23 protein-coding genes are annotated in these 23,935 nt (G+C 50.4%); 9 read left to right on the plus strand and 14 right to left on the minus strand.

Annotation, left to right across the window (positions count from 1 at the left end; all coding sequences use genetic code 11):
• Positions 1–48 precede the first annotated feature (48 nt).
• Both P2G88_RS10230 and P2G88_RS10235 read right to left on the minus strand, forming a co-directional pair.
• Positions 49–1,008 carry a GlxA family transcriptional regulator gene (locus tag P2G88_RS10230; RefSeq protein ID WP_275795764.1) on the minus strand — a complete coding sequence of 320 codons (960 nt, stop codon included), beginning with the start codon at positions 1,006–1,008 and terminating at the stop codon, positions 49–51.
• A 3-nt stretch (positions 1,009–1,011) separates the two neighbouring features.
• Positions 1,012–1,962 (minus strand): DJ-1/PfpI family protein, encoded by a 951-nt coding sequence (locus tag P2G88_RS10235; RefSeq protein WP_275795765.1) that lies wholly within the window; start codon positions 1,960–1,962, stop codon positions 1,012–1,014.
• A 189-nt stretch (positions 1,963–2,151) separates the two neighbouring features.
• Here P2G88_RS10235 and P2G88_RS10240 point away from each other — a divergent pair, with 189 nt between their 5' ends.
• Together P2G88_RS10240 and P2G88_RS10245 are read left to right on the plus strand one after the other, a co-directional pair.
• Positions 2,152–2,601, plus strand: coding sequence for a host attachment protein (locus tag P2G88_RS10240; RefSeq protein ID WP_275795766.1), 450 nt, complete (start codon positions 2,152–2,154; stop codon positions 2,599–2,601).
• Between the two features lie 75 nt (positions 2,602–2,676).
• Positions 2,677–3,033 carry a RidA family protein gene (locus tag P2G88_RS10245; protein ID WP_275795767.1) on the plus strand — a complete coding sequence of 119 codons (357 nt, stop codon included), beginning with the start codon at positions 2,677–2,679 and terminating at the stop codon, positions 3,031–3,033.
• On the opposite strand, the gene P2G88_RS10250 is transcribed toward P2G88_RS10245, so the two are convergent.
• Both P2G88_RS10250 and P2G88_RS10255 read right to left on the minus strand, forming a co-directional pair.
• Positions 3,030–4,256 (minus strand): threonine/serine exporter family protein, encoded by a 1,227-nt coding sequence (locus P2G88_RS10250; protein ID WP_275795885.1) that lies wholly within the window; start codon positions 4,254–4,256, stop codon positions 3,030–3,032. The genes P2G88_RS10245 and P2G88_RS10250 overlap by 4 nt on opposite strands.
• A gap of 124 nt (positions 4,257–4,380) precedes the next feature.
• Positions 4,381–5,100 carry a transporter substrate-binding domain-containing protein gene (locus P2G88_RS10255; protein WP_275795768.1) on the minus strand — a complete coding sequence of 240 codons (720 nt, stop codon included), beginning with the start codon at positions 5,098–5,100 and terminating at the stop codon, positions 4,381–4,383.
• Positions 5,101–5,415: 315 nt separating this feature from the next.
• On the opposite strand from P2G88_RS10255, the gene P2G88_RS10260 reads away from it, so the two are divergent.
• The 4 genes from P2G88_RS10260 (at position 5,416) to P2G88_RS10275 (ending at position 10,046) form a co-directional block, all read left to right on the plus strand.
• Positions 5,416–6,885 (plus strand): diguanylate cyclase, encoded by a 1,470-nt coding sequence (locus P2G88_RS10260; RefSeq protein WP_275795769.1) that lies wholly within the window; start codon positions 5,416–5,418, stop codon positions 6,883–6,885.
• A 170-nt stretch (positions 6,886–7,055) separates the two neighbouring features.
• Complete coding sequence (locus tag P2G88_RS10265; RefSeq protein WP_275795770.1) at positions 7,056–8,483, plus strand: MBL fold metallo-hydrolase; 1,428 nt, start codon at positions 7,056–7,058, stop codon at positions 8,481–8,483.
• 282 nt (positions 8,484–8,765) lie between these two features.
• Positions 8,766–9,653: a hypothetical protein gene (locus P2G88_RS10270; RefSeq protein WP_275795771.1), complete on the plus strand. Its 888-nt coding sequence runs from the start codon at positions 8,766–8,768 to the stop codon at positions 9,651–9,653.
• 66 nt (positions 9,654–9,719) lie between these two features.
• Entirely contained in the window at positions 9,720–10,046 is a 327-nt protein-coding gene (locus P2G88_RS10275) for a hypothetical protein (RefSeq protein ID WP_275795772.1), read from the plus strand.
• Between the two features lie 46 nt (positions 10,047–10,092).
• Here P2G88_RS10275 and P2G88_RS10280 read toward each other — a convergent pair whose 3' ends face one another.
• The 4 genes from P2G88_RS10280 to P2G88_RS10295 all read right to left on the minus strand — a co-directional run bounded on the left by P2G88_RS10280 (position 10,093) and on the right by P2G88_RS10295 (position 13,183).
• Positions 10,093–11,211, minus strand: coding sequence for a serine hydrolase domain-containing protein (locus P2G88_RS10280; protein ID WP_275795773.1), 1,119 nt, complete (start codon positions 11,209–11,211; stop codon positions 10,093–10,095).
• Positions 11,212–11,309: 98 nt separating this feature from the next.
• Positions 11,310–11,681: a hypothetical protein gene (locus P2G88_RS10285; RefSeq protein WP_275795774.1), complete on the minus strand. Its 372-nt coding sequence runs from the start codon at positions 11,679–11,681 to the stop codon at positions 11,310–11,312.
• 393 nt (positions 11,682–12,074) lie between these two features.
• A complete protein-coding gene (gene rraB, locus P2G88_RS10290; RefSeq protein ID WP_275795775.1) occupies positions 12,075–12,422 on the minus strand; it encodes a ribonuclease E inhibitor RraB in 348 nt (115 codons plus the stop codon).
• Positions 12,423–12,457: 35 nt separating this feature from the next.
• Positions 12,458–13,183 carry a 1-acylglycerol-3-phosphate O-acyltransferase gene (locus P2G88_RS10295; RefSeq protein WP_275795776.1) on the minus strand — a complete coding sequence of 242 codons (726 nt, stop codon included), beginning with the start codon at positions 13,181–13,183 and terminating at the stop codon, positions 12,458–12,460.
• Between the two features lie 130 nt (positions 13,184–13,313).
• Between P2G88_RS10295 and P2G88_RS10300 the strand changes: the two genes are divergently transcribed.
• Positions 13,314–14,462, plus strand: coding sequence for an HD domain-containing phosphohydrolase (locus P2G88_RS10300; RefSeq protein ID WP_275795777.1), 1,149 nt, complete (start codon positions 13,314–13,316; stop codon positions 14,460–14,462).
• Between the two features lie 36 nt (positions 14,463–14,498).
• On the opposite strand, the gene parC is transcribed toward P2G88_RS10300, so the two are convergent.
• Positions 14,499–16,805, minus strand: a complete 2,307-nt coding sequence (gene parC, locus P2G88_RS10305; RefSeq protein WP_275795778.1) for a DNA topoisomerase IV subunit A — start codon at positions 16,803–16,805, stop codon at positions 14,499–14,501.
• Positions 16,806–16,828: 23 nt separating this feature from the next.
• Entirely contained in the window at positions 16,829–17,947 is a 1,119-nt protein-coding gene (locus tag P2G88_RS10310; protein ID WP_275795779.1) for a PQQ-dependent sugar dehydrogenase, read from the minus strand.
• Positions 17,948–18,056: 109 nt separating this feature from the next.
• Here P2G88_RS10310 and P2G88_RS10315 point away from each other — a divergent pair, with 109 nt between their 5' ends.
• Complete coding sequence (locus tag P2G88_RS10315) at positions 18,057–21,176, plus strand: hybrid sensor histidine kinase/response regulator (protein WP_275795780.1); 3,120 nt, start codon at positions 18,057–18,059, stop codon at positions 21,174–21,176.
• Here the strand turns inward: P2G88_RS10315 and P2G88_RS10320 are convergent.
• Complete coding sequence (locus P2G88_RS10320; protein WP_275795781.1) at positions 21,173–21,841, minus strand: DUF2982 domain-containing protein; 669 nt, start codon at positions 21,839–21,841, stop codon at positions 21,173–21,175. The two genes, P2G88_RS10315 and P2G88_RS10320, sit on opposite strands and share 4 nt — an antisense overlap.
• 7 nt (positions 21,842–21,848) lie before the next feature.
• On the minus strand, positions 21,849–22,103 hold the full coding sequence (locus tag P2G88_RS10325) for a hypothetical protein (RefSeq protein WP_275795782.1): 255 nt from the start codon (positions 22,101–22,103) through the stop codon (positions 21,849–21,851).
• Positions 22,104–22,158: 55 nt separating this feature from the next.
• On the opposite strand from P2G88_RS10325, the gene folE reads away from it, so the two are divergent.
• The gene (gene folE, locus P2G88_RS10330) at positions 22,159–22,713 is read left to right on the plus strand and encodes a GTP cyclohydrolase I FolE (RefSeq protein WP_275795783.1); all 555 of its coding nucleotides are present in this window, start codon (positions 22,159–22,161) and stop codon (positions 22,711–22,713) included.
• A 48-nt stretch (positions 22,714–22,761) separates the two neighbouring features.
• On the opposite strand, the gene P2G88_RS10335 is transcribed toward folE, so the two are convergent.
• Positions 22,762–23,352, minus strand: a complete 591-nt coding sequence (locus P2G88_RS10335) for a hypothetical protein (RefSeq protein ID WP_275795784.1) — start codon at positions 23,350–23,352, stop codon at positions 22,762–22,764.
• Entirely contained in the window at positions 23,345–23,914 is a 570-nt protein-coding gene (locus P2G88_RS10340) for a sigma-70 family RNA polymerase sigma factor (RefSeq protein ID WP_275795785.1), read from the minus strand. Before P2G88_RS10340 ends, P2G88_RS10335 begins: the two co-directional genes overlap by 8 nt.
• Positions 23,915–23,935 lie beyond the last annotated feature (21 nt).

Here is a 23,935-nt window from a genome sequence, read left to right on the forward strand (position 1 = left end):
GGTTTTTTCTTTGAATGACCTCTGCTTTCTTCTATGCGGGGTCAGGTGTTAGGTTTTCTCGGTGAAACGAGCCCGGTATTCGCCAGGTAGCACACCAAACCGTCGCTCGAATGCCCGGCGGAATACATCCGCACTTTGGTATCCACAAGCTTGGGCAATTTGTCCCAACTGCCAGTCCTTGTCGGCCAGCAATTGCCTGGCGTAATCCAGCCGCAGGCTTTCCACATAACGACCGGGGCTTTGTCCGGTTTGCTGTTTAAAGCGACGGCAGAAATTACGTTGGCTCATACCGGCCTGCTCGGCCAGAGCATCGATACTCAGGGGCTGTTGCAGATGCTGCATGATATAGGCGGTAATATCGGCAAACAGGCCGTCAGCTTTTTGCTGGAATTTCAGTGGCTCCGAGAACTGCGCCTGGTTCCCTGCACGCCGGTAATGCACGACCAGATAACGGGCCACTTGCACTGCCAAGGCCGCACCACAATCGTCTTCCACCAATTTTAAAGCCAGGTCAATGCCTGAGCTGATGCCTGCAGAAGTGGAAATCTGACCGTTATCAATGTAAAGCGCATCGTTGATCAGTCGCACTTTGGGAAACTGGCGTCTGAATTGTGCTTCAAAGTTCCAATGGGTAGTGGCCTTCAGTTTGTCCAACAAGCCGGTGCTGGCCAGCAGAAAGGCACCAGTACATACCGTAGCAATGCGCCGCGTGTCCTTGCCTCGTGCTTTGAGCCACGGACCATACACAGCTTGTATAGCCGATTCCCGGGTACCACTGCCGCCAGGGATCACCAAAGTGTCCAAGCTGGGGCAGTCAGCCAGATTGAACTGCGCCAGCAGCTCAATACCGGATTCCGCCCGGTAAGCTTGCTTATGTTCACCAATTAAACAAATTCGATACGCACAGCCATTCAATTGTCTGGCGGTATCAAATACCTCCAGTGGCCCGGTAATATCCAGCACGTTATATTGGTCAAACAGCAGAAAACCTATGGTCCGTGACAACATGGTTTAATCCCGCTTTATTTGCTGGTGCAGAAGATAGGCATCAGCATCGGTTTCCAGCCAAAAACTATGTATCCAGCGCTGCGTGTCAATGGTAGCCTGCCAGGATAATTTGCCGTCCTCCGCAGGTATGGACTTCCATTGATCATGTGCCTTCATGGCCTTGACGTACACCGCTTGTAAGACTTCCTTGGTAGCCTCTGTCTTCGCCAGATAGCGGTTCTGCCATTGGCCTTTATCACCAAAGGCTGCCAGACGCTCGAACTGGATATCCTCCGGCCACTGATAATCGTTGTCAGGCAAATATCGGTCCGCCATCAGACCTCGAACGAAGCCTTGGGAAGGGTCCCAGTCATATTCGATATGCATTGCAATGGTTTTGGCGGCATCCTGTCCCTGAATCTTAGCCACCAGATGCAGCGCACCGTCCAAACCTGAGGATAAGCCCGCCGTAGTGATCACCTGGCCATTATCCACAAAGCGCCGATCATGCAACACCTCCACCTTGGGATAATCCTTGGCCAGCCCCTCAAGGGCGCGGTGAAAGGTAGTGGCCTGCTGATCGTCCAACAAACCTGCCTGAGCAAGAATATGGGAGCCGGTGCAGACAGAAAGTATGTGCTCACTGTCATTTTTCCTGTTTTTAATCCAGTTCAGTACTGATTTGTCGTGCATGATCTTCTGCACGTTGCCGCCGGGCACCAGCACGATATCTACCGGGGGCAAGTCGGCGAAGCTATGGCTGGGATTCACCGAAAGGCCCATGGCTGTGGTCACCGGCTTTCCATCGGACGACACCGTATACACATCAAATTTGGCCTGGCCGAAAATTTCGTAAGGGCCAGCGAAATCGATGATTTGCACCTTGTCAAACATCAAGATAGCCACCTTGGTTGCGGGCGCACCGGCCAATGCCGTAGTGCTGAACAGCAAAATCAGTAGGGTGATAAAGCGCATTTGTAACATTCCTCCTATATGAATCAGGTACAGCCTAACCCAAACCGGCCTTGGCAATATGTCATCTTTACGATGTATTTTGCCATTTACTACCCTGTCTACCTGGCTTGCCATTCATAGTTGCCCCAGCATGCAGGAATATCTTCTGAAATGGCTACACTTACACTTGGTCTAAAGAGGAGGAGAAATATGATCGGTCATGCTTATCTCGTGGTGGCCAACCGAAATGCCGCCCGTATGTTCGAAATTCGCGAAGGTGCCACCGAGTTACAGGAAATAGAGTGCCTAATGAATCCCAACGGCCGCACTAACAGCCGTGATATGGTGACAGACAGGCCGGGCAGCATGTCCGCCGCCGGCTCACGCATTCCCGGCAGTGATGCCATGGCCGGAAAATCACCCGCCGATCATAACCTGGACGAATTCGCTACCCGAGTGGCAAAGTCGCTGGACGAAAGGCGAAAAAAAGACAAAACCTATCACATCAATATCATCGCCGAGCCACAGTTTCTCGGTGCTTTACGTAAGAGAATGAATAAGCAGACAGAAAAGCTCGTGTGGCGCACGCTAGACAAGGATTTGGTGGGCGCAAGCCCTGATGCTTTGCTTAAATACATGAAAAACGGCAAATCCCACTAAATCAATACGGCGCCTTGCCTGTGGTGAGGCGCTGCCGCTAGACTCTTCACATCTTTCGCTAATAGACATTGCGTGATGAATATCACCCGAATCAACCCTGGCAAACGCATGTCGGATGTTTGCATTCACAACCGCACTGCTTATTGGGTAGAAATCCCTGACGATCTCAGTCTGGACATGGCCGGGCAGACACAAAACCTGCTTGCATTGGCAGAGCAAACCTTAAAACAGTTAGGGCTGGATAAAACAGCACTGATCAGCACCACCATTTATGTCAGCGATTTATCCAAACTGGATGATATGAACCAGGCCTGGGAAGACTGGCTGGAGCCTGGACAGGCACCGGTTCGCGCTTGTGTGAAAGCCGAGTTAGTAGACCCTGAAATGCTGGTGGAGATGGCTTTTATCGCCGCCGTGCCGATGGCGCTCTAAAGCGCCTTTTTGGTCGGCATGGCCACGTTGGCAAAAATCAACCCTGCTACCAGCGACATAAAGATCAGGAAGGTTTCCTGACCAATATGTTCGGCGTGCACGAAATCCTGCCCCGAGACAAAGGAATTCAGGCCAATGTAGGTCTTTGAACCTGGCACCAATACGATCAATCCCTGCATCACCACGATGGTGGCCGGCGCGTTCATAATGCGGGTGAAAAGGTTGGAATAAACGCCCACTGCGAAGGCACCAACAAAGGTGCCCAAGCCTTGCTCCAAATAGGCAGAACTGTAGAAGGTTGCCCCGTAAGCAATAAAGCCGGATAACAGTGCCCAGGGTGCATGTTTAAGGCGCAGGCGAAAAATCACCACCAGTGCCGAGCACAACATCAATATGGCATACCAGGCCATCCATTTAGGTAATGGCTCATATGGCACAAACTCCGACTGTCCGAACATAGCAAAGCCCAGGGCTATACCCAGGAAGGCGCCGAAATACAGTTTAAACAGCAGCATAATAGCATCCATCACCCTGGCGGTGCCGGATACCAAATGCCGCGCTGACAACTCAGCTAAGCCAAGAGCTAAAGCCAGACCGGGGATAAAGACAATTATGGAAGACAGAACTACCAGGCGAATGTTGGTACTGGGATCCACATAGCTGCTGATTGCACAGGCCAGCAATCCCGCCACTGTCGCCACAGCAGGCTCCAGCATATGGGTTACCCGTTTGGATTGTGCCGCCCACAATACCCAGAAATACACTACTAAACCAATCAGAGCTGACCACAGTACATCGTTCCAGCTTGCCCCCATCAGCATAGCGAAAGCGCCCGTGGAAACAAAGAATGCGCCGCCTGTTACAACTTTCCCATATGGGTTAGGCATGGCGTCAATTTCATCGAGCACGGCGTCTGCTTCATAGAGTGTCAGCTCATCGGCCAGCAGTTTATTGACCAGTTCATCGGTACGCGACAACGAGCCCAAATCCAATTCGCCTGGCTGTACCCGCGCGGCATGATTGTATTCGTCTTCATGTTTGTCGCTCCAAATCACAAAGGTCAGAGCCGTGGGGGTGGCGATAAAAGACGCATTAACGCCGAGGTATTCAGCCACTTCCTGTAGATGGGCTTCAAGACGAAAAGCCGGGGTACCGTATTTATGCAGCATTTTGCCCAGCTTAACGATAAATTTTCTTATCCGGATAAATTCGGTCTTGTCCACTTTGCCCACCAACAAATAGGCCCCTACCACGTGGGGCGCCAAAGCCGCGAATTGTAGTGGCAGCAAGGCTCAGGCACAATGCAAAATTGCATATATATCCATCAATTTTTCTAGGGCTAACTCATTACTCTCGGTACTTCTTCTTAAGTGCCTTGGCCATTTGCTCGGCCACAATATCTTTCATTTCCTGGCTGTTGTTTAACTTGTCGATGAATGCATTCAATCCCGGCATCAATGCCTTGTTGCGCTGGGTGACAGCGAAAGTTAAAGCTTCTTCTATTAGCGGCATCGGTGCCTGGTAAATAACCTTTTCCAACCCCATTTTGCTGATCAACCACTGCGCTTGTAACTCACTGAGGTGGGCAAAACGGCACCGACCTTTTTGCAACATGTTTAACTGCGTTGTGCCGTCGGTGGCACTAAGGCGAATATATTTCCCACTCATAAAGCCGGCATCCAAGGCTGGGTAAACAAAACCCTCAATTACGCAAATTGTAAAAGGGACGGCGTTATTGTCAGGCAATCCAGTACCCTTTGGAATTTCAGATGTGGCATACAAGAACTCTCGGTGCATGAGAATAGGCTTGCTGAACAGCAGTGTATTTGCTCTGGCCAACCAGGCTGGCGCTAACAGCGACATATCGGCCTTGTCTAGGTAGAGCGCAGCTTCTGCTGCTTGTCGGCTGAAACTTTGAAATGTGACATCAATACCATGATGCTCGGCCCACCTGCGGATAACTGCCGGTCCGATCCCGTCATATTCATTTTTAAGGCTATAGGTGTAAGGAAAGACCGAGGGATACACCATGGCAAAGAGAATAGATTCCTTCGCATGGGCGGGCAAGCTACTCCCCAGATACAGCAAGCCTATTGCAAGAAACTGATAATATCGTCGCATCTAATGTGGTTAGGTAGCTGTAGGATGTCACTAGTCTAGCCCAGACTTCATCCTTTTTGGCAAGCACTCTGTACAGTTGCAGTGGTCCCGCCCCTTGATTACCATGCTGGCATAGCTTGTGGTCAAACCAGAGTATACCGGTTTGTAGAGCCAATTACTGACATGCGGGTGGTACAAACCAAGCTAATTTACTGGTGCAAAAAGCCTGAGGCCTGTCCTCGACGATAAGAGCTTAAAGTCGGATTATCATGGAAAATGCTATTGACTGATAACAACGCCACCTCAAATAACAAAAGTGAACTGTCATTCTACGGTCGCTTGTTTGCCACCAATGAAATGGCCCGCAGTTTATTGTTGGGGCTGGCTTGGCTGCTGTTGTGGCGTGCTTCGGTGCTGATGGAATTTGCGCCTCATGCCAGTATCTGGTTTCCGCCAGCAGGCCTCACATTCGCCGCTTTCTTAATTATGGGCATACGCGCTATGCCCATCCTGATGCTGTGCAGCATTATTGTTACCTTCTGGGTCGATAATCTCTATGCGGGCGATCAATCCTTACTCGAGCTGGCCTGGACCGGTCTGCTGTTTGGCGCAGCTCACTGCATTTCGCACTATTCAGGCGCCACAGTGTTGCGCAGTTTGATGCGCCGCGCTATCACTCAGGTATTGCCTCAACTGATCATCGGCTTTTTGGTCTTATGCACATTATCCGCCCTTGCTGCCGCCCTGTTTGGCAGTCAGGCATTGGCGCTGACCGGCATGATCAGCCAAGCTGAAATTGGCAGCATTTGGTTGCCGTGGTGGATTGGCGATATGGCGGGGGCAATGGTGTTAGCTCCCTTATTTATCGGCGTATTGAGCTGGCGATATCCACAAATAGAAGCCTGGCTGGGTGGCCTAAATTTCGACCCCATTGGCAGTAAACGCCTTAACTTCTGTATCAAAATCGGTCTCTTGGTATTCTTGGCTTCTTTAGTGATGCTGTTGGCTGCCCATTTCCGTTATCAGGAAGTCGCTTTTGCCATGTTTTTCCTGCTTATACCGCAAATGTGGATAGCCTACTCTGAAACACCGTTTCGATTAGCCCTGAGTCTCGCCGTATTTAGCCTGGTGATCGCCATTGGCGTTGCTACGTTGGGTTTGCTCGATCAAGCCTTGGTTTATCAGTTTGCTATCAGCTTAATTGCTGCCAGTGCTTATTTTGGTCTGGCGGTACCGGTGTTGATTGAGCAAAACCGTCAGTTACGCAATATGGCGCAAAGGGATGGACTGACCCAAGTGGCCAGCAGAGAACACTTCTTCGACATGGCCAATGAAGAATTACAGCGCGCCATAGGCTATCGTCACGCACTCTCTCTGATCCTGTTTGACCTCGACCACTTTAAGCAAATCAATGACCAATATGGCCATACTGTAGGCGATCAGGCGCTACGTCTTATGGCAGAAGCAGTTTCTGCAGAAAAACGCCAGGCTGATGTATTAGGCCGTTTTGGCGGCGATGAATTTATGCTGTTATTGCCTGGAAACGGTTTGCAGCGTGCCAGTGAGACCGCCGAGCGTATCAGACAACTGCTTGAAAGCATTCATATTCAGGGTACTGCCAACAACCTTTCCGCCAGCTTCGGGGTGGTTGAACTGCAATCTGGCGAATCGGTGATGGGCGCCTTCGAGCGAGCCGATGTCCAACTCCTGGAAGCCAAACGTTCTGGGCGAAACCGCGTGCAGGCAGGGTAGCCGAACAACCTGTGTTTTATCCTTGCAACTCTTTGCCACTTGAACAATAAAAATGCAATTGCTTACATTTTTCTTATTTAACCTCGTTAATCGCTGCTACACCGCAAAACGTTTGTATCCATAGCTCTCCTACCTAGATTAGACATCTGTACTAAAAGGAGATAATCACTGTGAAGCAAACAATTACGTTAACGCTATTGGCCCTCTCTGTGGCCATATCCAATGCCTCGGCAGAAAATTTCACACGTAGCAATGTAGAAAAGGTCAGACAGATTACCAACGAGAGCCTTTCTGCTTATGGCGGACAGGAAAAGCTCACTGCGCTGTCACAGCTTTATGTGGACTACGCGGTAACAAATATCAATGCGGGCCAGAGTCGCAAGCCCGAGCCCCCTTGGGATAAAACCCAGGGCGATTTTGTTTCTGCTATCGATTTTTCAAAGCGTATAGTATCCGTGCAGAACGCCGGTGAAGGCGGGGGCGGTAGGTTTGCAAACACCACGTTAATTGTTGATGACCAAGGTTTTCAACTAGATGCCATTCGTAAAACGATCTCCGAAATGGAGACACCGGATTTCAATCAAATTGCTGGTCCCGGCATTCGCGTTAACAGCACCTTATTGCTGCGCAGTTTGCAGCAAAACCTCGATTCAGCTCGCTATCTTGGCTCCCTGAAGTTTGCAGGAAAAGATCATGACCTGATCAGTTTTGATATGAATGCAGGGCCCGCGATTACCTTGTATATTGATCAGGCTACTCACCTTATCAGCAAATCAGAGCGTCTGTTTGGTGACATCCTGGTGGAGTACTATTTCAACGATTACCGCAAAGTGGATGGGATCACTCTCCCCTATTTCTCCTCCTATAGTGTCAACGGCGACCCTTCACAGGAGTTTGTTGCTGAAGCCTATAAAATTAATCAGCCTTTAGACGCGATAACCAAGCTGCCAAAAGACTATGAGAAGGTGGAGGCAACACCGGCGTTTGAGATGAGAACCGAAGAAGTCGCACCAGGCGTTTTCTGGGTGATCAATAATTTCCAAAACGGCCTGTTTGTCGAATTCGAAGATTATGTGTTGGCCGTAGGGGCATTGGATGGCGTTAATGCCAGGGTGGATGAACTAAGAAAAGCCGTAAAGGACAAGCCAATTAAATACAGTGTTATCACCCACCACCACAACGACCATATAGGTGGTGTTGCACAGTATGCTGAACTAGGTGCACAACTCGTCACCGTCAAAGCACATGAAAAAGTTATTAAAGACAATATCCCGGATGGCACACCGCAGTTCTTATTTGTCGACGGCAAGAAAGTCTTCAAAGACAGTAAGCAAGTGGTGGAAGTGATTGATATTGGCCCTACACCGCATACCGAGCACTATCTGCTCACCTACTTACCTGAGCACGGCATTATCTTCGATGCTGACCATATTAATGTGCCTGCGGTGGGCCCCATGGCGCCACCTACTCCGAATATGGAATTTATGATGAAGGCAATCAAGGAAAAAGGACTTAAGGTGAAGACCATTGTCTCGGCCCACAATCCCATCGCCGCCTCTTTCGATAAGGTGCAAGCGTCCCTAAACGTCGGACACTAACACTCCAGGTTAACTACTGGGGTCAGGTCTTGAAATTTGCATTAATTCTGCAAATTTCAAGACCTGACCCCTAACTTCTTCCATCAAAAATCGGCAATTCTCTACCAGAGGCACTAAAGTTATTGGGTTGGCTCTAAAACCTTGACCAGTATGATTCAACACGCACTGACAAAGCGCTCTACACCCGTCGCAAAAAAGACTAAATCAATCTCCACTTTGGATGGGCAAACCGACGCTGCGCGCGCGGTGATAAGAGCAAAGCATCTCAACAGGCCATCAGGCATGGCTGTCGGCATGTTGATGATGGGAGAATTGAGCGGCCCTGAAGAACAAACTGAGCAACAAGGTGATCAGGTCGTTCCAGCCGAATCAACAAGCAAACATCCCGTTGCTAAGCCTTTAGTCATCAACCGCCACAGCCAGCTTTGGTATTGTGACGGCGCCACTCCTTTTCAATATGACACACAAACCACCCTATCAGCCGGATATGCCAGTGGCGGCACATTCCGATGGGACGTAACCAAAGGTTCGGACAAAGTCGCGCTTGAAAATGGCCAAAGTGGCAAAACCAAAATCAACTCACACAAAATAGGCATCAAAAGCACAGACGCCAGTGCAGCAAAAAATGACATCGAAGTACGCTGCTACTGGAGCCACAACAACCAGACCAGCACCCTGTTTCATAAGATGACGGTGCTGGCACCAAGCAATGCGTTGGTCAGCAGCGGACCGGATGATTCACCTGTCACCATGACTACAGCTTGCAGCGGCAAATCTTGGTGTGATGACAGTGGTAGCTGCACAGCCCAAGGTTACCTGACCGAGTACCAGCTAAAGGTTCAGGACCAGTTTGCCACTGACATCCCCAGGGATATTGAAATCAACGAGACCTTCGATACCTTTGTCAGTGATTTCCAAGGGAACGACTGGCCAACTCCAAATATCCCGCCGACGCTGACCACGGGCGCGAAGTTTGGCGATACTTACGGCGTTCTCGCCTGTCCTGGACGATTCTGGCCGAACCCAGTGCATCCGGGAGATAATTTGGCCCATAACAAGGTCAAGCATGCTACCCAATATTACCGTGTCGGCAGCCTGACACCTGGCCATGGGCGCATTGTTAAAATCCACAAGGCGCAGTACTACTTAGGTTATGGGCGCCAGGAATAAGCCAATCCCTCTTGTAAGACCGTGATGTAGACTACAATGATGTGGAAACGGTCAATGGGAAGAATGATGAATGCTCTCCTTCTGAAACGCCTGTCTCTATCCTTTCTGGTCGCCGTTATGCTGTCTGGCTGTGCCAGTTATGACCCGGGTTGGACACACTATTGCACTTTGTTATGCACCAATGTGAATACCGGTATGCCTGAAGAGATCCAGCGTATCGGCAAGAACGATGATGGCACTGCCGTGTGCAAGCCGGCTAAATTTGTCTGTGACGCAGGCCGCTCAGCTGCTTGTGTGAATACGGCCAACTGGACCAACAACAACGAGCCGCTGTACAAAGACTGTGACGCTGTCAGCTTTGGAGATTGCAGCAAAAGCTGTGCAATGAATTAGGCACCACTGAGGCTTGCAACGGGAACAGGGCGCATTAAGCGCCCTTCTATTTATTCACTAAGACCCCTGTTACCAGGTGAATGATATCCCAATACAGTTCCTGTGAACTGTTCCCGCCATTAGCCAGGACAATAATTTGCAAATCATGGGCCTTGTCCAGATAGACTCTGGATTGATAGCCGTCGAAACAGCCGGAATGAAACACAATGTCTGAATAACCAGGGTCTACCAACCATCCGTAACCGTATCGATAGTTCAGATCCGTTAGAAACACTTTGGCCTGCATCATTTCTTCCGATGTCCGGGCGCTGATAAGTTGCTCGAATTTCAAAGCCTGAATGAATAGCAGTAAATCGTCGAGTGAGCTGATCTGACCGGAAAAACCGTGAGTCTGGGAATTGAAGCCCAGAATTTGGGTCAAATGAGCAAAGTTCAGAGCATCCTCCGTTGAACGGGGAAACTGACCATGGATGATATAGCTGTCATCCATGCCCAAAGGCGCAAAAATATTGCGCAGCATATAATCATCAAAGGACAGGCCCGAGGCCCGTTCAATTACTTCTGACAACAATAAGTAGCCGGTATTGCTGTACTGGTCGGCAGTACCGGGAACAAATTCCAATGCATCCACCCGGGCATAGAAAGACATAAATTCCGCATTGGTCATTCCGTCAAATACCAGTAACCCTTCGTCATTTTTGTCATTCATTAAGTCCGGAATACCCGATTGGTGAGTCAGCAATTGCTCCAAACTTATGGCCTGATACGCACCGTTTAATTCGGGCAGGTATTCACCGAGTTTGTCAGTCAGATTCAGCTTCCCGGCCTCATGCAGCTGCATCAAAGCAATAGCGATAAAAGTTATACTCAAAGATGTCAGGCGAAAACCGGTGTGCCCGGCGATATCAATGTTTACATGAATATTTGCTTTACCACGACTATGGCGATACAGCAATTCCCCCTTCTGGCGCACCAACAAAGCCATCCCGGGGCCATTTTCTGCAATATGCTGGTCTACAATAATGTCCAGTAACGCAGGCAGGCTATCCTCTATGACTTCCGGCAGCGACTCATCTGCATCAACTTGAATGGTTCCATCTCCACAGCCGCTTAAGGCAACAACAATGGCAAAGGACAGTGGGCGTATCAGTTTTTTGAAAATCATGGCTGGCCCCTCGTTAAACCGGTCGCCACCATAACCTCATCCAGGCAGGCAAATAGCCGAATGCTGGTGAATGGGATCTGTGATTGGTAAATGGGAATTCAGATAAAACGGCTTTTTAATTCACTTATCTTGCTGCGACCATCAGGCAACCTTACATCCTGTTCCAGCAATATCTCGGAATTGTTTCCGCTTTGTAGGCTTAGCCCGGCATAAATATTGGCCCACAGGAAAAACATCACTTCATCGATGGCCAGGGTGACGATCTGTCCGGCGCAGCGCACCGCCAGATATTTAGTGTCCTGCTGACTTGCACTGGCATCGAAACGGGCCATCGCCTTGCCAAGCCGCCTTTTAGTGAAGGGGTTGGCGATGAAATCCAATGCCCCGTGTTTGAAGGCTTCTATCGCCCGCTCGGCATAGGCACTGATCACTGTGGTGTGAAAGGCTCCCGCCACCTCCCGCTTGAGCAAATCGAAACCGTCATGACCGGGAATTTCATCCTCAGCCCAGGGCAGGCTTTCCGTTGAACCCAGCAGGATGTCGTCCCATTACACCTCATAGGCCCCGTAAAAACGCAGGCTGAAGTCATAATAGAGAGTAGGCGGTTTATCTACCGCAAGATAAACATTCATGCTCAGCCAGAACAGCCCTGAAGGCCGAGGTTTCTGATTCGGTCACGAAAGTTCAGCCAGCTATCGCGGGCCAGTTGGGGGTCTGCCCGTCGGGACTCGCAGCCTCTAAAGAAGCGTAGTGGTCGGCGCGGGTTAACCGCACATCCTGGTTCTGTGCGAGAGAATCAAAACCGGTAAGAAAACAAAGTCAGAAAAAAACGGAGTAGAAATTTACGAACCGACAGGAAGCACCTACTCGATGAAGTAGGTGCCCCAGCCGTCGTAGTGCACCTTGTATTTGTTGGCGATGGCCAGCAGCTTTTCGGTGTCCTGATTGATCAGATTAATATCCAGCATGCGTTCAACCACGGCGTCGAAGCAAAACAGGGTGCCGCCATCATCCAGCATGAGTTCTTCGGCATCGCCTACTTCAAAGCCGGCCTTGAAGGCATCTACTGCGGCTTTTTCCAAACGATCGAAGTCATCGCTGGCAAAATGATACTCGATGGTATGCGGCTCTTCGGCGTTGCTGCCGTCTTCCAATAAAGCCTCAATGGTTTCCTGATTAAATTCATGCCACTGAGCCAGTTCGTCATTCATGGGAGCATCCCTTAGCGTTTAAAATTACCGGAAGTCTATCCTGCTTTTTCAAGCTCGGCGACTTCCTTATCCAGCGCAGCAATCTTTTCTTTCATGCGTCCGTGAAAATATTCCGCCCAGCCCCTAATATCACGGCTGTCATCCACTGCCACCGGGGGCAGGACTTCCACCAGCACCGTGCCGTTATTCCAGCGATTCAGTTTGACCTTATCTTGCAGATTGCTGGCGCAGATCATCGCCACTGGCTCTTTGGTATCATGGGCGATGCGAAAAGCGCCTGTTTTAAAGGGCAATAGGCCGCGGCCATTGCTTCTTGTACCCTCTGGAAACAACCACACTGACAAACGTCTTTCCCGGATCTTACGCACGGTTTGATCCAAGGTGCCCTTGGCCTTGGAGCTATTCTGGCGATCGATAAGAATATTGCCTGACAACCAGTACATTTGCCCCACCAACGGTACCCAAATCAGGCTTTTCTTACCCACCGTAACCGTACCAGGCTGAGTGGCAGCGCAAATGGTGATCAAATCATAGCTATTCTGATGGTTACCGATGAAAACAAAGGGACCGCCGTTTTTCACTTCGTCCGGAACGCGCAGCACAATCTTTAAACCAAACAGGCGCGCAGTACTGGCATACATCCTGGCACCATAGTGCACATTGTCACGATGGAAGGGACGCACCACACAAAGTACCAAAAGGGCCAGGTTGACTAAGATAAAATAGGATAAAATAAGTGGCAGGCGAACCAGAGCTAACACATTGAATTCCATTGAGCTTAAGCAGGTGGCAGAGTATAACTGTTTTGATCGGCAAGCATGTCTGATCAGTGTTGCTTAAAGCACAAAAGTGTTAGCTGCAGGGCCAAAGGCAAATTAACAAGGGCGATTCATGCAAAGCTTTCGACACGAAGATTTAGACGAAGATATCCTCAACGACCTGCTTGAAGAAATCAACGAGCTTTATGAAGCCAGCGAGCAAGTGCTGATAGAGCTGGAAGTGGCTCCTGAAGACAATGAATTGCAACGTTCGTTATTTCGCTCAATTCACACCATCAAGGGCGATTTGGGCCTGGTCAACTTTACCCCGATGATCCCCTTGCTGCAGCATGTGGAAGACCTGTTGGATTATTTACGCAAAGGCCAGATCCGCTATACCAGCACCATGAGTGACTTAGTGTTATTGACCATGGACAGGGTCAAACTCTTCGTGCAAAGCTGCATTAAGACCGGTCAGGCCCAATACGACGCAGAGCTTTATGGTTTACTGGTCAAACAAATTGCGCGTATCAAACCCGAAAATCCGCAAGAACATGAAAAGCTGCTGGCAGAGTCAGTGCTGCTGCTTGACCCTAGCCTGGACGCCGCGCCACAAGACAGTCCTAAAGGCCCCAAGGAAGAGAAGCCGGAACCCGAAGAGCTCAAGAGCATTGGTCTGGCCGGTGAAGAGGGCGACGATGAACACCGAGATATCGTGTTCTTTCGCGAGCTGATGGAGCCCGTTGAGCGACGCTCTCAATATTGGCAAGGCCGCGGCGACCGTATTGCCCGTCTGGCTCTGTATATTAATAAATTACGTGGTAATCCGGTCGAGCCGAACCAATTAGCCGTGGCCTGTTATGTGCACGATTTCGGAATGGCTTTTATGCCCTTGAATATTCTGCATAAGGCCGAACCACTGGAGCAGGTCGAGTTTAACTTGCTACGCTCCCACGTCTATAAGAGTGCACGCTTATTGGAGCATCTTGATCAATGGAATGACGCACGCAAGATTGTCATGCAGCATCATGAGCGTTTGGACGGCTCAGGCTACCCGTTAGGATTGAAAGGCAACGATATCTGCGAAGGTGCCAAATTGCTTGCCATTGTCGATACTTTCGATGCCCTTACCCACTCCCGGGCGCATGAAACCCACCGCAAGCGCCCCAAGAAACGCGCCGTAGTTGAAATCAACAAGGTGGCGCAAGGACAGTTCTGTCAGGACTGGATGAAGGTGTTTAATCAGGCCATGGCCAACCTGCTTACTCGTCAAGACGTGTAGAGCAGAGATTAAAAAAACGCCCATGAGGGCGTTTTTTTATGCTTCCGATGTGGGCGTGTCCGCCGGCGGTATGTCTCCAGCTGTGCTTTGCGCTGTTACCACTTCTACGCCATCCACCCGTTGCAAGCCACGGGGCAGCTTGTGTCCGCGGCGGCCACGCTCACCCTGGAAGTGACTTAAGTCCTCAGCACTTAAACTCATCGCTCGCTTGCCGGCAAGGATCTTGACCTGCGCGCCTTGCGGTACCACAGCCAGCACTTTGACATATTCTTCCCTGGCCTGGGCACGGGCACTGGGAATACTGATGATCTTATTGCCTTTGCCTTTACCCAGCATGGGCAAATCCTTTAACGGGAACATCAGCATCCGGCCTTCTGTGGAGATGGCCAAACACCAGTCATTTTGTGGAGATTCAATGCGCTGCGGGGGCAGTACTTTGGCCCCCAAAGGCAGGGTCAGATAGGCTTTGCCGTTTTTATTCTTGCTGACCATATCGGCAAACTTTCCGATAAAACCGTATCCCGCATCGGAGGCGACCAAATAAGCGTCTTCCTCATTGCCCATCACCACATGCTCGACGCTTTCGCCGCCAACAATGGCAAAACGCCCGGTCAGGGGTTCACCCTGGCTGCGGGCCGAAGGCAAAGTATGGGCGTCACAAGCAAAGGCCCGTCCCGAGGAGTCAAGGAATACCGCCGGCTGATTACTGCGACCTTTGGCCGCGGCAAGATACTTATCACCGGCTTTGTAACTAAGCCCCTCGGCATCCAGGTCATGGCCTTTGGCACAGCGGGCCCAGCCCATTTGCGAAAGTACTACGGTGACCGCTTCTGACGGCACCAGTTGCTTTTCGCTCAGGGCCTTGGCTTCGATACGCTCGATGATGGGCGAACGACGCTCATCACCATAGGTTTGCGCATCGGCGAGGATCTCTTTTTTGATCAGGTTCTTGAGCTTGGTATTGGAGCCCAAAATGCCTTCCAACTGCTGGCGCTCCTTGTCCAATTCATCCTGCTCACCGCGGATTTTCATCTCTTCAAGCTTGGCCAAGTGGCGTAATTTCAGCTCGAGGATGGCTTCAGCCTGCTTGTCGGTAATACCGAAACGGGCCATCAGCACGGCTTTGGGCTCTTCCTCGGTGCGGATGATGTGAATGACTTCATCAATATTCAGAAAGGCGATCAGCAAACCTTCGAGGATATGCAGGCGCGCCAGCACCTTGTCCAGGCGATACTGCAGGCGGCGAACCACGGTGTCGCGGCGAAATACCAGCCATTCAGACAAAATGGTCCGCAGGTCTTTCACCCGCGGACGGGCATCCAAGCCCAGCATATTGAGGTTAACCCGGTAGCTTTTTTCCAAATCGGTGGTGGCAAACAGATGCTGCATCAGCTGTTCCACATCAACGCGGTTGGAGCGAGGTGTAATCACCAGGCGAGTCGGATTTTCATGATCCGACTCATCACGCAAATCGCTGACCATCGGCAGCTTCTTCGCCTGCATCTGACCGGCAATCTGCTCCAAAATACGGGCCCCAGAGGCTTGATGAGGCAGTGCGGTAATAACAATCTCGCCATTCTCCTCATCATAGACAGCGCGGGCCTTTATGGAACCACGCCCGGTCTCATACAGCTTCTGAATTTCGTCTCTGGGGGTAATGATTTCCGCCTCGGTCGGGAAATCTGGTCCCTGCACAAACTGCATCAATTCCTGCAGGCCGGCATTGGGGTTATCTAGCAGCAGCGCACAGGCGTTGGCCAGCTCTCGCACATTATGGGGTGGAATATCGGTGGCCATCCCCACCGCAATGCCGGTTACCCCGTTGACCAGGATATGCGGCAATCTGGCTGGCAGGACTTTGGGCTCTTTTAAGGTGCCGTCAAAGTTAGGCACCCAATCGGCTGTACCTTGGCCCAACTCATTGAGCAGCACTTCACTGAATTTGGACAGCCGGGCCTCGGTGTAACGCATGGCGGCGAAGGATTTAGGATCGTCCGGCGCCCCCCAGTTCCCCTGGCCATCCACCAGCGGATAGCGATAAGAAAACGGTTGGGCCATTAACACCATGGCCTCATAACAAGCTGAGTCGCCGTGAGGGTGGAACTTACCCAATACGTCACCCACTGTACGGGCGGACTTTTTGTATTTGGCGGTCGCGCTTAAGCCCAAATCTGACATGGCGTAAATAATGCGCCGCTGTACCGGCTTAAGGCCATCGCCAATATGTGGCAACGCCCTGTCCATGATCACATACATGGAGTAGTTGAGGTAAGCGTCCTCGGTAAAGCGGTGCAGCGGCAGCTGTTCGATGCCGTCTGCGCTAATGCTGATATCTTGGCTCATAGTGACTGCTTGTAGTTCTAGTTTTATTCGCTGGCGCCGCGATAGGTTACCCGATAAATGACGTTGGCGAAATCATCTGACACCAGTATGCTGCCATCGGCCAGGTTAAGTACATCCACCGGACGGCCGCTGACTTCATCCTTTTCGTTAAGCCAACCAGTGATAAAGTCCTCATACTTTAAACTACCGTCAGCCTGGGATTTGGCCACCATCACTTTGTATCCGGACTTATCGGCTCGGTTCCAGGAGCCATGCTCGGCCACAAACAAGGCTTGTGTATATTCTTTAGGGAATTGGCTGCCACGATAAAATTTAATGCCTAGCGGTGCCACATGGGCATCCAAACGAATTTGCGGCTGCACATAATCACTGGCTTTTTTATCCATGCCAAACTCAGGGTCAGCAACCAGCCCCCCATGGAAGTAAGGGTAACCGAAATGCTCGCCTTCCTTGGTCACCTTATTGATCTCACAGGGTGGCAATTCATCACCAAGCCAATCGCGGCCATTATCACTGAACCAAAACTCTTTGCTGCTCGGATGCCAGTCAAAACCGACGGAGTTACGCACTCCGCGGGCTACGATCTTTTGCTCTTTGGTTTTTGGGTCGAATTTAAGGATGCTGGCATAACGCTCATCATTAAACTTATCATCACCCAGGGTCTGGCAGATATTACAGGGCGCGCCCACTGGCACATAGAGCCAACCATCGGGTCCAAAGCCCAGGTATTTCCAGCCATGATGCACATCCGTTGGCAGATTACCGATCAGCACTTTTGCTGCGGGCGGATTGTCCAGACGATTCTCGATATCTTCATACACCAGAACCTGGCTGATCGCGGCTACATATAAATTGCCGTCTTTAAAGGCGATCCCCGACGGCATAGTCAGGCCCGAAGCAATTTCGATTACCTTGTCGGCTTTAAAGTCACCGTCCACATCGACCACAGCATTAACCACACCGGCATTGCGGCTACCAACAAATAGCGTGCCCTTATCACCCATGGCCATCTGCCGGGCATTTTTAACATCGTTGGCATACACCTCTATCTGAAAGCCTTCGGGTAACGTCAGATTGGCCAGCGGATTGGCAAAAACAACCGGGCTAATTAATGCTGCGTAAAGGGTTAAAAGCTTTTTCATGATCACTCCTATGTTATCAAGCCAACTTAGCATTGGTATCACCGCGTGGACAATGCTTAAATAATACCTACTCCATTATTCCGTTCCCTGAGCGCAAAGGACCTCGCCCATGAGATTGCTGTTGTTTTTCTCTTGCCTGTTGGCGGGTCTGTTAGTCCCTGTCTGCGCGCAAACAACATTGCAGCTGATCGACGGCGATAAAACCCAGGCATTAGATGATCATTTCAAACTCTTCCGGGATGTGGACGCCACCCTGGATATTGAGCAGATTATCGAACGCAAAACCGAATTTGGCTGGCCGGCAAGCAAAAACCCTAATTACGGCTTTGGTAATGATGCCTTGTGGTTTCACTACACCTTCAGCAATGTCAGTCAGGGCGCCGAATGGGTAGTGGATGTCAGTTACGCACAGAACGATAAAGTGGATTTTTATCTGGTCTCCGGTGACAAAATCATCGCACAAAGTCTGCAGGGTAAACTACGACCACAAACCTATCGCTTCCCGACCCTTGAGGCAGAACTGCCTTATGCCACCAAACTCGATCTCTTTATTCGCCTGCAAAGTGAGGGCGAAGCCAGGGTCCTGCCTGTGGATCTGATGGCAAAGCCCAGGCACACCCTGTTGCAATCCCTGGACAATATGCTCTGGGGCGTTTTTTACGGCGGTCTCCTGGTGCTGTTGCTCTACAACCTTACCTTATTTTTCAGCGTCAGGGACTGGAGTCTGCTGGCCTATTGTCTGTATATCAGTTCAGTGATGCTGTGGCAGTTTATCTGGGGCGGCCATATGCACGCTTATCTGCCAGGACCGCTCAGTGAATGGCTGGGACAACACACAGACCTGCTGTTTATTCTGGTCGCGCTCGGTGCCGGTTTGTTTACCTTGCTATTCCTGAATGCCAAGCTGACGGCCCCTAAAACCACCAAATTTATCTATTTAAGTCTTGCCCTATGCGCCACATTGGGTCTGCTGTCTCTGACAGAGATCCTGCCTGCAGCCTTTCATAATAATGCGGTCTATATGGCCAGCATGCTGGCTATCTGTACCTTTCTCTATGCCGGTTACGAGAGCTATGCCAATCATTTCCGACCAGCACGCTACTTTATCTTTGCCTGGAGTATTCTGCTGACAGCCGCACTGGCAGGTATGCTAAGTTTGATGGGCTTCTTACCTTCAAACTTTGTGACCTCATATTGTTTCCAGATTGGCGTATTTATCGAAGCAGGATTGTTTTCACTGGCACTGATGGAAAAAAGCCGCGACCAATTATCACGCTCGGTGGATCAGATCACTCAGGATTTACAGAACAACCTGGATATTATTGAAGAGCAGAATATTCGTCTGGATATGGCCCGTCGCCAGGCAGTGCAAGCCAGTAATATCAAGTCCCAATTCCTGGCTAATATGAGCCATGAAATTCGTACTCCGCTAAACGCGATAATCGGCTTCAGCGAAGAGCTTTCCCACACACCATTGCCGGCGGAGAAACGAGAGCACGCCAAAATTATTAATGTATCGGCCAAAAGCCTGCTGAATATCATCAATGATGTGTTGGATTTTTCTAAGATTGAGGCCGGTAAGCTTCAAATCAACAATGTTCCCTTCAATCCCGCCGAACTGCTGGAAGAACTTAGTAGCCTGATGGCTCGCTCAGCCCATAGTAAAGGGCTGGAGTTTATCTGTGAGTTAGCCCCTGTACCTAAAAAATTGGTGGGAGACGGCGCCAGGATCAGACAAGTGCTGACCAATCTGCTTAGCAACGCCATTAAGTTTACCCATCAGGGACACGTTAAGCTGTCGGTGGGTGGCCGCGAACTGGAAAACAATATGTTTGAACTGGTGTTCAAGGTGGAAGATACCGGCATCGGCATCAGCCAAAATGACCAGCAAAAACTATTTTTGGCCTTCTCTCAACTAGATTCCACCGTAAGTCGCGAATATCAGGGGACCGGATTGGGCCTGGCTATTTGCCGTGAGTTGGTGAAGTTGATGCGCGGCGAGATTGAACTGCACAGCCAATTGGGTGAAGGCAGCGAGTTTATTGTCACCCTGCGCACCAACAAACTCAGTCACAAATTGTCGCTCCCCCCCCTTAATAGCTGGCAGGGCAAAGAAGTTCTGGTTTTCGACGCTTACCCTCCCTCCAGACGCGCTACCGCTGGACTGTTGCGCCAGCTAGGCGCCAAGGTAACCAGCGCCGACAGTCTGTCGTTTGCTACTGATACTAAGCGCCAATATGACTTCCTGTTTGCCAGCTGCATCAACCAAAAAGCCAGGCAGGATCGCAAACTGAAATTGATGTCTTTGGTGAATGCCAAGCAGAAAATCTTGTTGGATTGCGGTACCAATGTTGACGAATCCCTGGAGGGCTTTGAGCAGGTATTTTCCCGTTGGATGGAACGCCCTCTATTGCCCACCAAGCTTAGCGGCTTGTTGCAACCTGCAGCACCAGTGCAAGCCAATCAACTGAAGGACCGCTTACAGGACCTGCCAAGGGTCAAAATTCTGGCCGTGGACGATATGGAGCTCAACCTGCGCCTGCTGGATACCTGGCTACGCCAATCGCCCATCGACTTGAGATTAAGCTACAGCGGTCAGGATGCGGTGGCACAATGTCATAAGACTGCTTTTGACCTGATTCTGATGGATATACAGATGCCGGGAATGGATGGTCTGACCGCAACCGGTCTTATTCGCCAGACCAAACTTAATCAGGGGACGCCGATTATTGCCGTCACTGCCCACGCCTTTAAGGAAGAGCAGGAAAAGCTATTGGCCGGTGGCATGGACGATTATCTGCCTAAACCCATCAACTTTAATGCGCTGTTTGATTTGATTGAGCGTTGGTGCCAGGTGCCAGAAATACCGCACAGTGACAGCCTGGACTGGTCGTTAGCGATTGAACAAACCGGCGGGAATCCCGGTCACGCCAAAAACATGCTGGAAGCCTTTGTCAGCCAGTTGCCCGAAGCGCAGGAGGCCATCGAACAGGCAGCACGGGAGCAGGACTTCGAGAAGCTGCTGCAGCACATACACAAATTACATGGTGCCTGTTGTTATACAGGTGTGCCGCAGCTTAAAGCCTGCTGTGATGCCTTGGAAACCAGCTTAAAACGCGGTGAAACACAAGACTTGGACGCCCTGCTGGCAGCATTTCGTCAGGAATGTCATGAGGTACAGGTAGCAGCAGAGCATCTGTTCCACAGCCTGATGGTAGAGCCAGTCTAAGCAGATACTACGGCCTGCTGTTGGCAGGCCCGCAATAAATTCACAAAGTCAGTTGCTGGGCGATCCAGCTCGGCAACATCGATAAACAGATCATATCCCAGGATCTCACGGGTTCGGCGCATGCGATTGGCGAACATCGCCTGAATACCACGATACTGTCTGCCGTTTTCACCTTTGAAGGTTTCCCCTTCCACCAGGTTTTCACTGTAGCATTGGCCGGTTTTACAACTGTCCTGCAACAACAACGCGCGCTGTTGCATCAGAATATTGCTGGCAAGACGCGGAGAAATGGTTTCCAACAGGGGCTCGTAGTGCTTTATGCGAATACCAACCATGGCCAAATCCTGTTGCTCCAATCCCCGACTCACCCTGGGAATATCCACCCGTTGGATATTGGTCCAATCTAACTGCCACTGCCCTTTACGATGTTCATACCGCAGCTTTTCTTTTGTCAGCGCCACACTGTAGGCGGGCTCGCGGATCTTAAACCAGCCGATCAAAATAGCCACCAGTGAAGCGCTGGTCAGAAAGATGCCAGCGAGCTTCATGACTGGTGGCAGCCACGCTAACCAAGCCAGGGAAAGCGACAAGCCAATGATGCCAATCAGCATAGTGGTAAAACCGTTGCGTTTGGTGTCTGCGCGAATATAGATAATGTCGTCCACGTCCGGCCTATAAGAAAGCGAAATAAAAAAGCAGGTACATCAGAATACCCCAGATAAGGGCAGCGCGGATCATCCGACAGTTTTTACACTCAGTACCAAAGCCGATGATTTGATGCCAAAGGGATTTTTTGCTGTTCATCATGCTCCAATTACGAATGGGAATGCTGCCTGTTTGCAGGCCTGTGGTATGATGTTTTAATTTGCCCGGTTTGGCAAAGCCGATGAAATTTCGGATTAGCAAATCCAAAGTCTGCAACGACACGTAACGCTAACATAATTCGAAATTGGCGAGTCAACCTTTGAAAAGAGATCCATTCATGTCTGAATCATTGCAGCAGCATTACCACAAAATTATCCAGATTCTGGGTGAGGATGTGACCCGTGAGGGATTGCTGGACACCCCAAAGCGCGCCGCAAAGGCCATGCAATTCTTAACCGACGGCTATGAAAAAAACCTCAGCGACGTGGTGAATGACGCAGTCTTCGAATCGGATATGGACGAAATGGTGATCGTGCAAGACATCGAGTTCTACTCCCTTTGTGAACACCATATGCTGCCCTTTATTGGCCGCTGCCATATTGCTTACCTGCCCAACGGTAAAGTATTGGGCCTGTCTAAGTTCGCCCGCATTGTCGATATGTTTGCCCGTAGGTTACAGATCCAGGAAGGCCTGACTAAGCAAATCGCCGAAGCGGTGCAGGAAGTCACTGGTGCTAAAGGCGTCGGCGTGGTGATGGAAGGCAAGCATATGTGTATGATGATGCGCGGTGTGCAGAAGCAAAATTCATCCATGGTCACCTCGGTGATGCTGGGTGCGTTTCGCAATAACCAATCCACCCGCAATGAGTTTTTGCGGTTGATTGGCAAATAGCCACTGTTATTGCACCAAGCCTTGCCGGGGCTTGGTGCCGTTACTCTCCTAGCAGGCTTGCGCGGCACTGGCTGTGATCAAAACAATACGACCCTGCTGGTCAAATTGAATCTCTACCCTGTCACCATTTCGTAAGCTGTTGTCAAAGCGCTGCAAGTTTTGCATCTGCTCTACCAAGGCTTGGGTTAACACCAACAATTCATTCTCACAGGTCTGAAATTCCCAGCCATTTTCGGTGCTAACCAGCACCGCGCCTTGTTGGTGATGGGCCGCCAGCAACTGTTGCCCCTGCTGATACCTGGCATAATGATACGCCTTTTGGGCCTGCGTTTTCTCCCTCAGCCTGCTGGTATCGTCATGCAATCCGGATTCGTCATTCAAACTGTGTATCTGCACTTGCATGGGAGATTGTTGCTGCCCGTATTGCCATCCCTGCTCTCCCATTACCAAAGTAAACAGTACCAGCAGGCCAGCGCAAAGACTCACACCCAGGGTCCAGCGCCAGGGATCAATACTTTTTGCTGCATGGTTTTCCTGAGCCTGTCTGGCTTTGGTGAGGATCAAATGACGCTCCACCTTGGTGGTTTTATGGCGTTTTTTGTGCTGCTGATAAAGTTGATTCAGCTGTTCATCACTCATGATGTTTCTCAATGTGTTGACGCAGTTTTTGCCTGGCGTAGCGCAGACGGCTTTTGATGGTTTCCTGACTTTCCCCGGTGATATGGGCGATGTCCAGCAGGCCGAACCCTTCTTGTTGCAACACAAAGGCTTCTCGTTGTTCAAACGGAAGGGCTGCCAATGCTGTTTCAAACATTGCCATCTCTGATTGCAACGGGTGCTGTGTTGCACTGTCTTCACCAACTATCTGTGGCAGTGCTGAATCATCGCCTTGCCAGCGTTTTTGGCGTCGGTATTCATCCATCAGCAAATTACGGCCCAGGGTAAACAGCCACGCCTTAAACTGGCTATCGCTGGCAAATAAGTGTCTCCTCTCGATCACTCTTAGCCAGGTACGCTGGGCAATTTCCCGGGCTAATTCAGCGTCAGATTGACACACCAGAAAGTGAAAGAGATCATCGGCACAATTGTCATAGAGCCTGGCAAGCAGTTCGCTATCGCCACTTTGGCGATAGCGGTGCATCAGTTCTTCATTACTGATTTCAAGATTGAAAAGTGACTTGAGTGCGAAAGTAAATGTCATCTCATTCCTTGTCGAAGAGGG

It is taken from the genome of Aliiglaciecola sp. CAU 1673 (assembly GCF_029223185.1).
Classification (GTDB): Bacteria; Pseudomonadota; Gammaproteobacteria; order Enterobacterales; family Alteromonadaceae; genus Bowmanella.

What these genes read in the sequence shown, in the direction of transcription:
- P2G88_RS10230 (WP_275795764.1), bottom strand. Translation starts at nt 1,008, where the DNA reads ATGTTGTCACGGACCATAGGTTTTCTGCTGTTTGACCAATATAACGTG.
- P2G88_RS10235 (WP_275795765.1), bottom strand. Translation starts at nt 1,962, where the DNA reads ATGCGCTTTATCACCCTACTGATTTTGCTGTTCAGCACTACGGCATTG.
- P2G88_RS10240 (WP_275795766.1), top strand. Translation starts at nt 2,152, where the DNA reads ATGATCGGTCATGCTTATCTCGTGGTGGCCAACCGAAATGCCGCCCGT.
- P2G88_RS10245 (WP_275795767.1), top strand. Translation starts at nt 2,677, where the DNA reads ATGAATATCACCCGAATCAACCCTGGCAAACGCATGTCGGATGTTTGC.
- P2G88_RS10270 (WP_275795771.1), top strand. Translation starts at nt 8,766, where the DNA reads ATGGCTGTCGGCATGTTGATGATGGGAGAATTGAGCGGCCCTGAAGAA.
- P2G88_RS10275 (WP_275795772.1), top strand. Translation starts at nt 9,720, where the DNA reads ATGAATGCTCTCCTTCTGAAACGCCTGTCTCTATCCTTTCTGGTCGCC.
- P2G88_RS10280 (WP_275795773.1), bottom strand. Translation starts at nt 11,211, where the DNA reads ATGATTTTCAAAAAACTGATACGCCCACTGTCCTTTGCCATTGTTGTT.
- rraB (WP_275795775.1), bottom strand. Translation starts at nt 12,422, where the DNA reads ATGAATGACGAACTGGCTCAGTGGCATGAATTTAATCAGGAAACCATT.
- P2G88_RS10300 (WP_275795777.1), top strand. Translation starts at nt 13,314, where the DNA reads ATGCAAAGCTTTCGACACGAAGATTTAGACGAAGATATCCTCAACGAC.
- parC (WP_275795778.1), bottom strand. Translation starts at nt 16,805, where the DNA reads ATGAGCCAAGATATCAGCATTAGCGCAGACGGCATCGAACAGCTGCCG.
- P2G88_RS10310 (WP_275795779.1), bottom strand. Translation starts at nt 17,947, where the DNA reads ATGAAAAAGCTTTTAACCCTTTACGCAGCATTAATTAGCCCGGTTGTT.
- P2G88_RS10315 (WP_275795780.1), top strand. Translation starts at nt 18,057, where the DNA reads ATGAGATTGCTGTTGTTTTTCTCTTGCCTGTTGGCGGGTCTGTTAGTC.
- folE (WP_275795783.1), top strand. Translation starts at nt 22,159, where the DNA reads ATGTCTGAATCATTGCAGCAGCATTACCACAAAATTATCCAGATTCTG.
- P2G88_RS10335 (WP_275795784.1), bottom strand. Translation starts at nt 23,352, where the DNA reads ATGAGTGATGAACAGCTGAATCAACTTTATCAGCAGCACAAAAAACGC.
- P2G88_RS10340 (WP_275795785.1), bottom strand. Translation starts at nt 23,914, where the DNA reads ATGACATTTACTTTCGCACTCAAGTCACTTTTCAATCTTGAAATCAGT.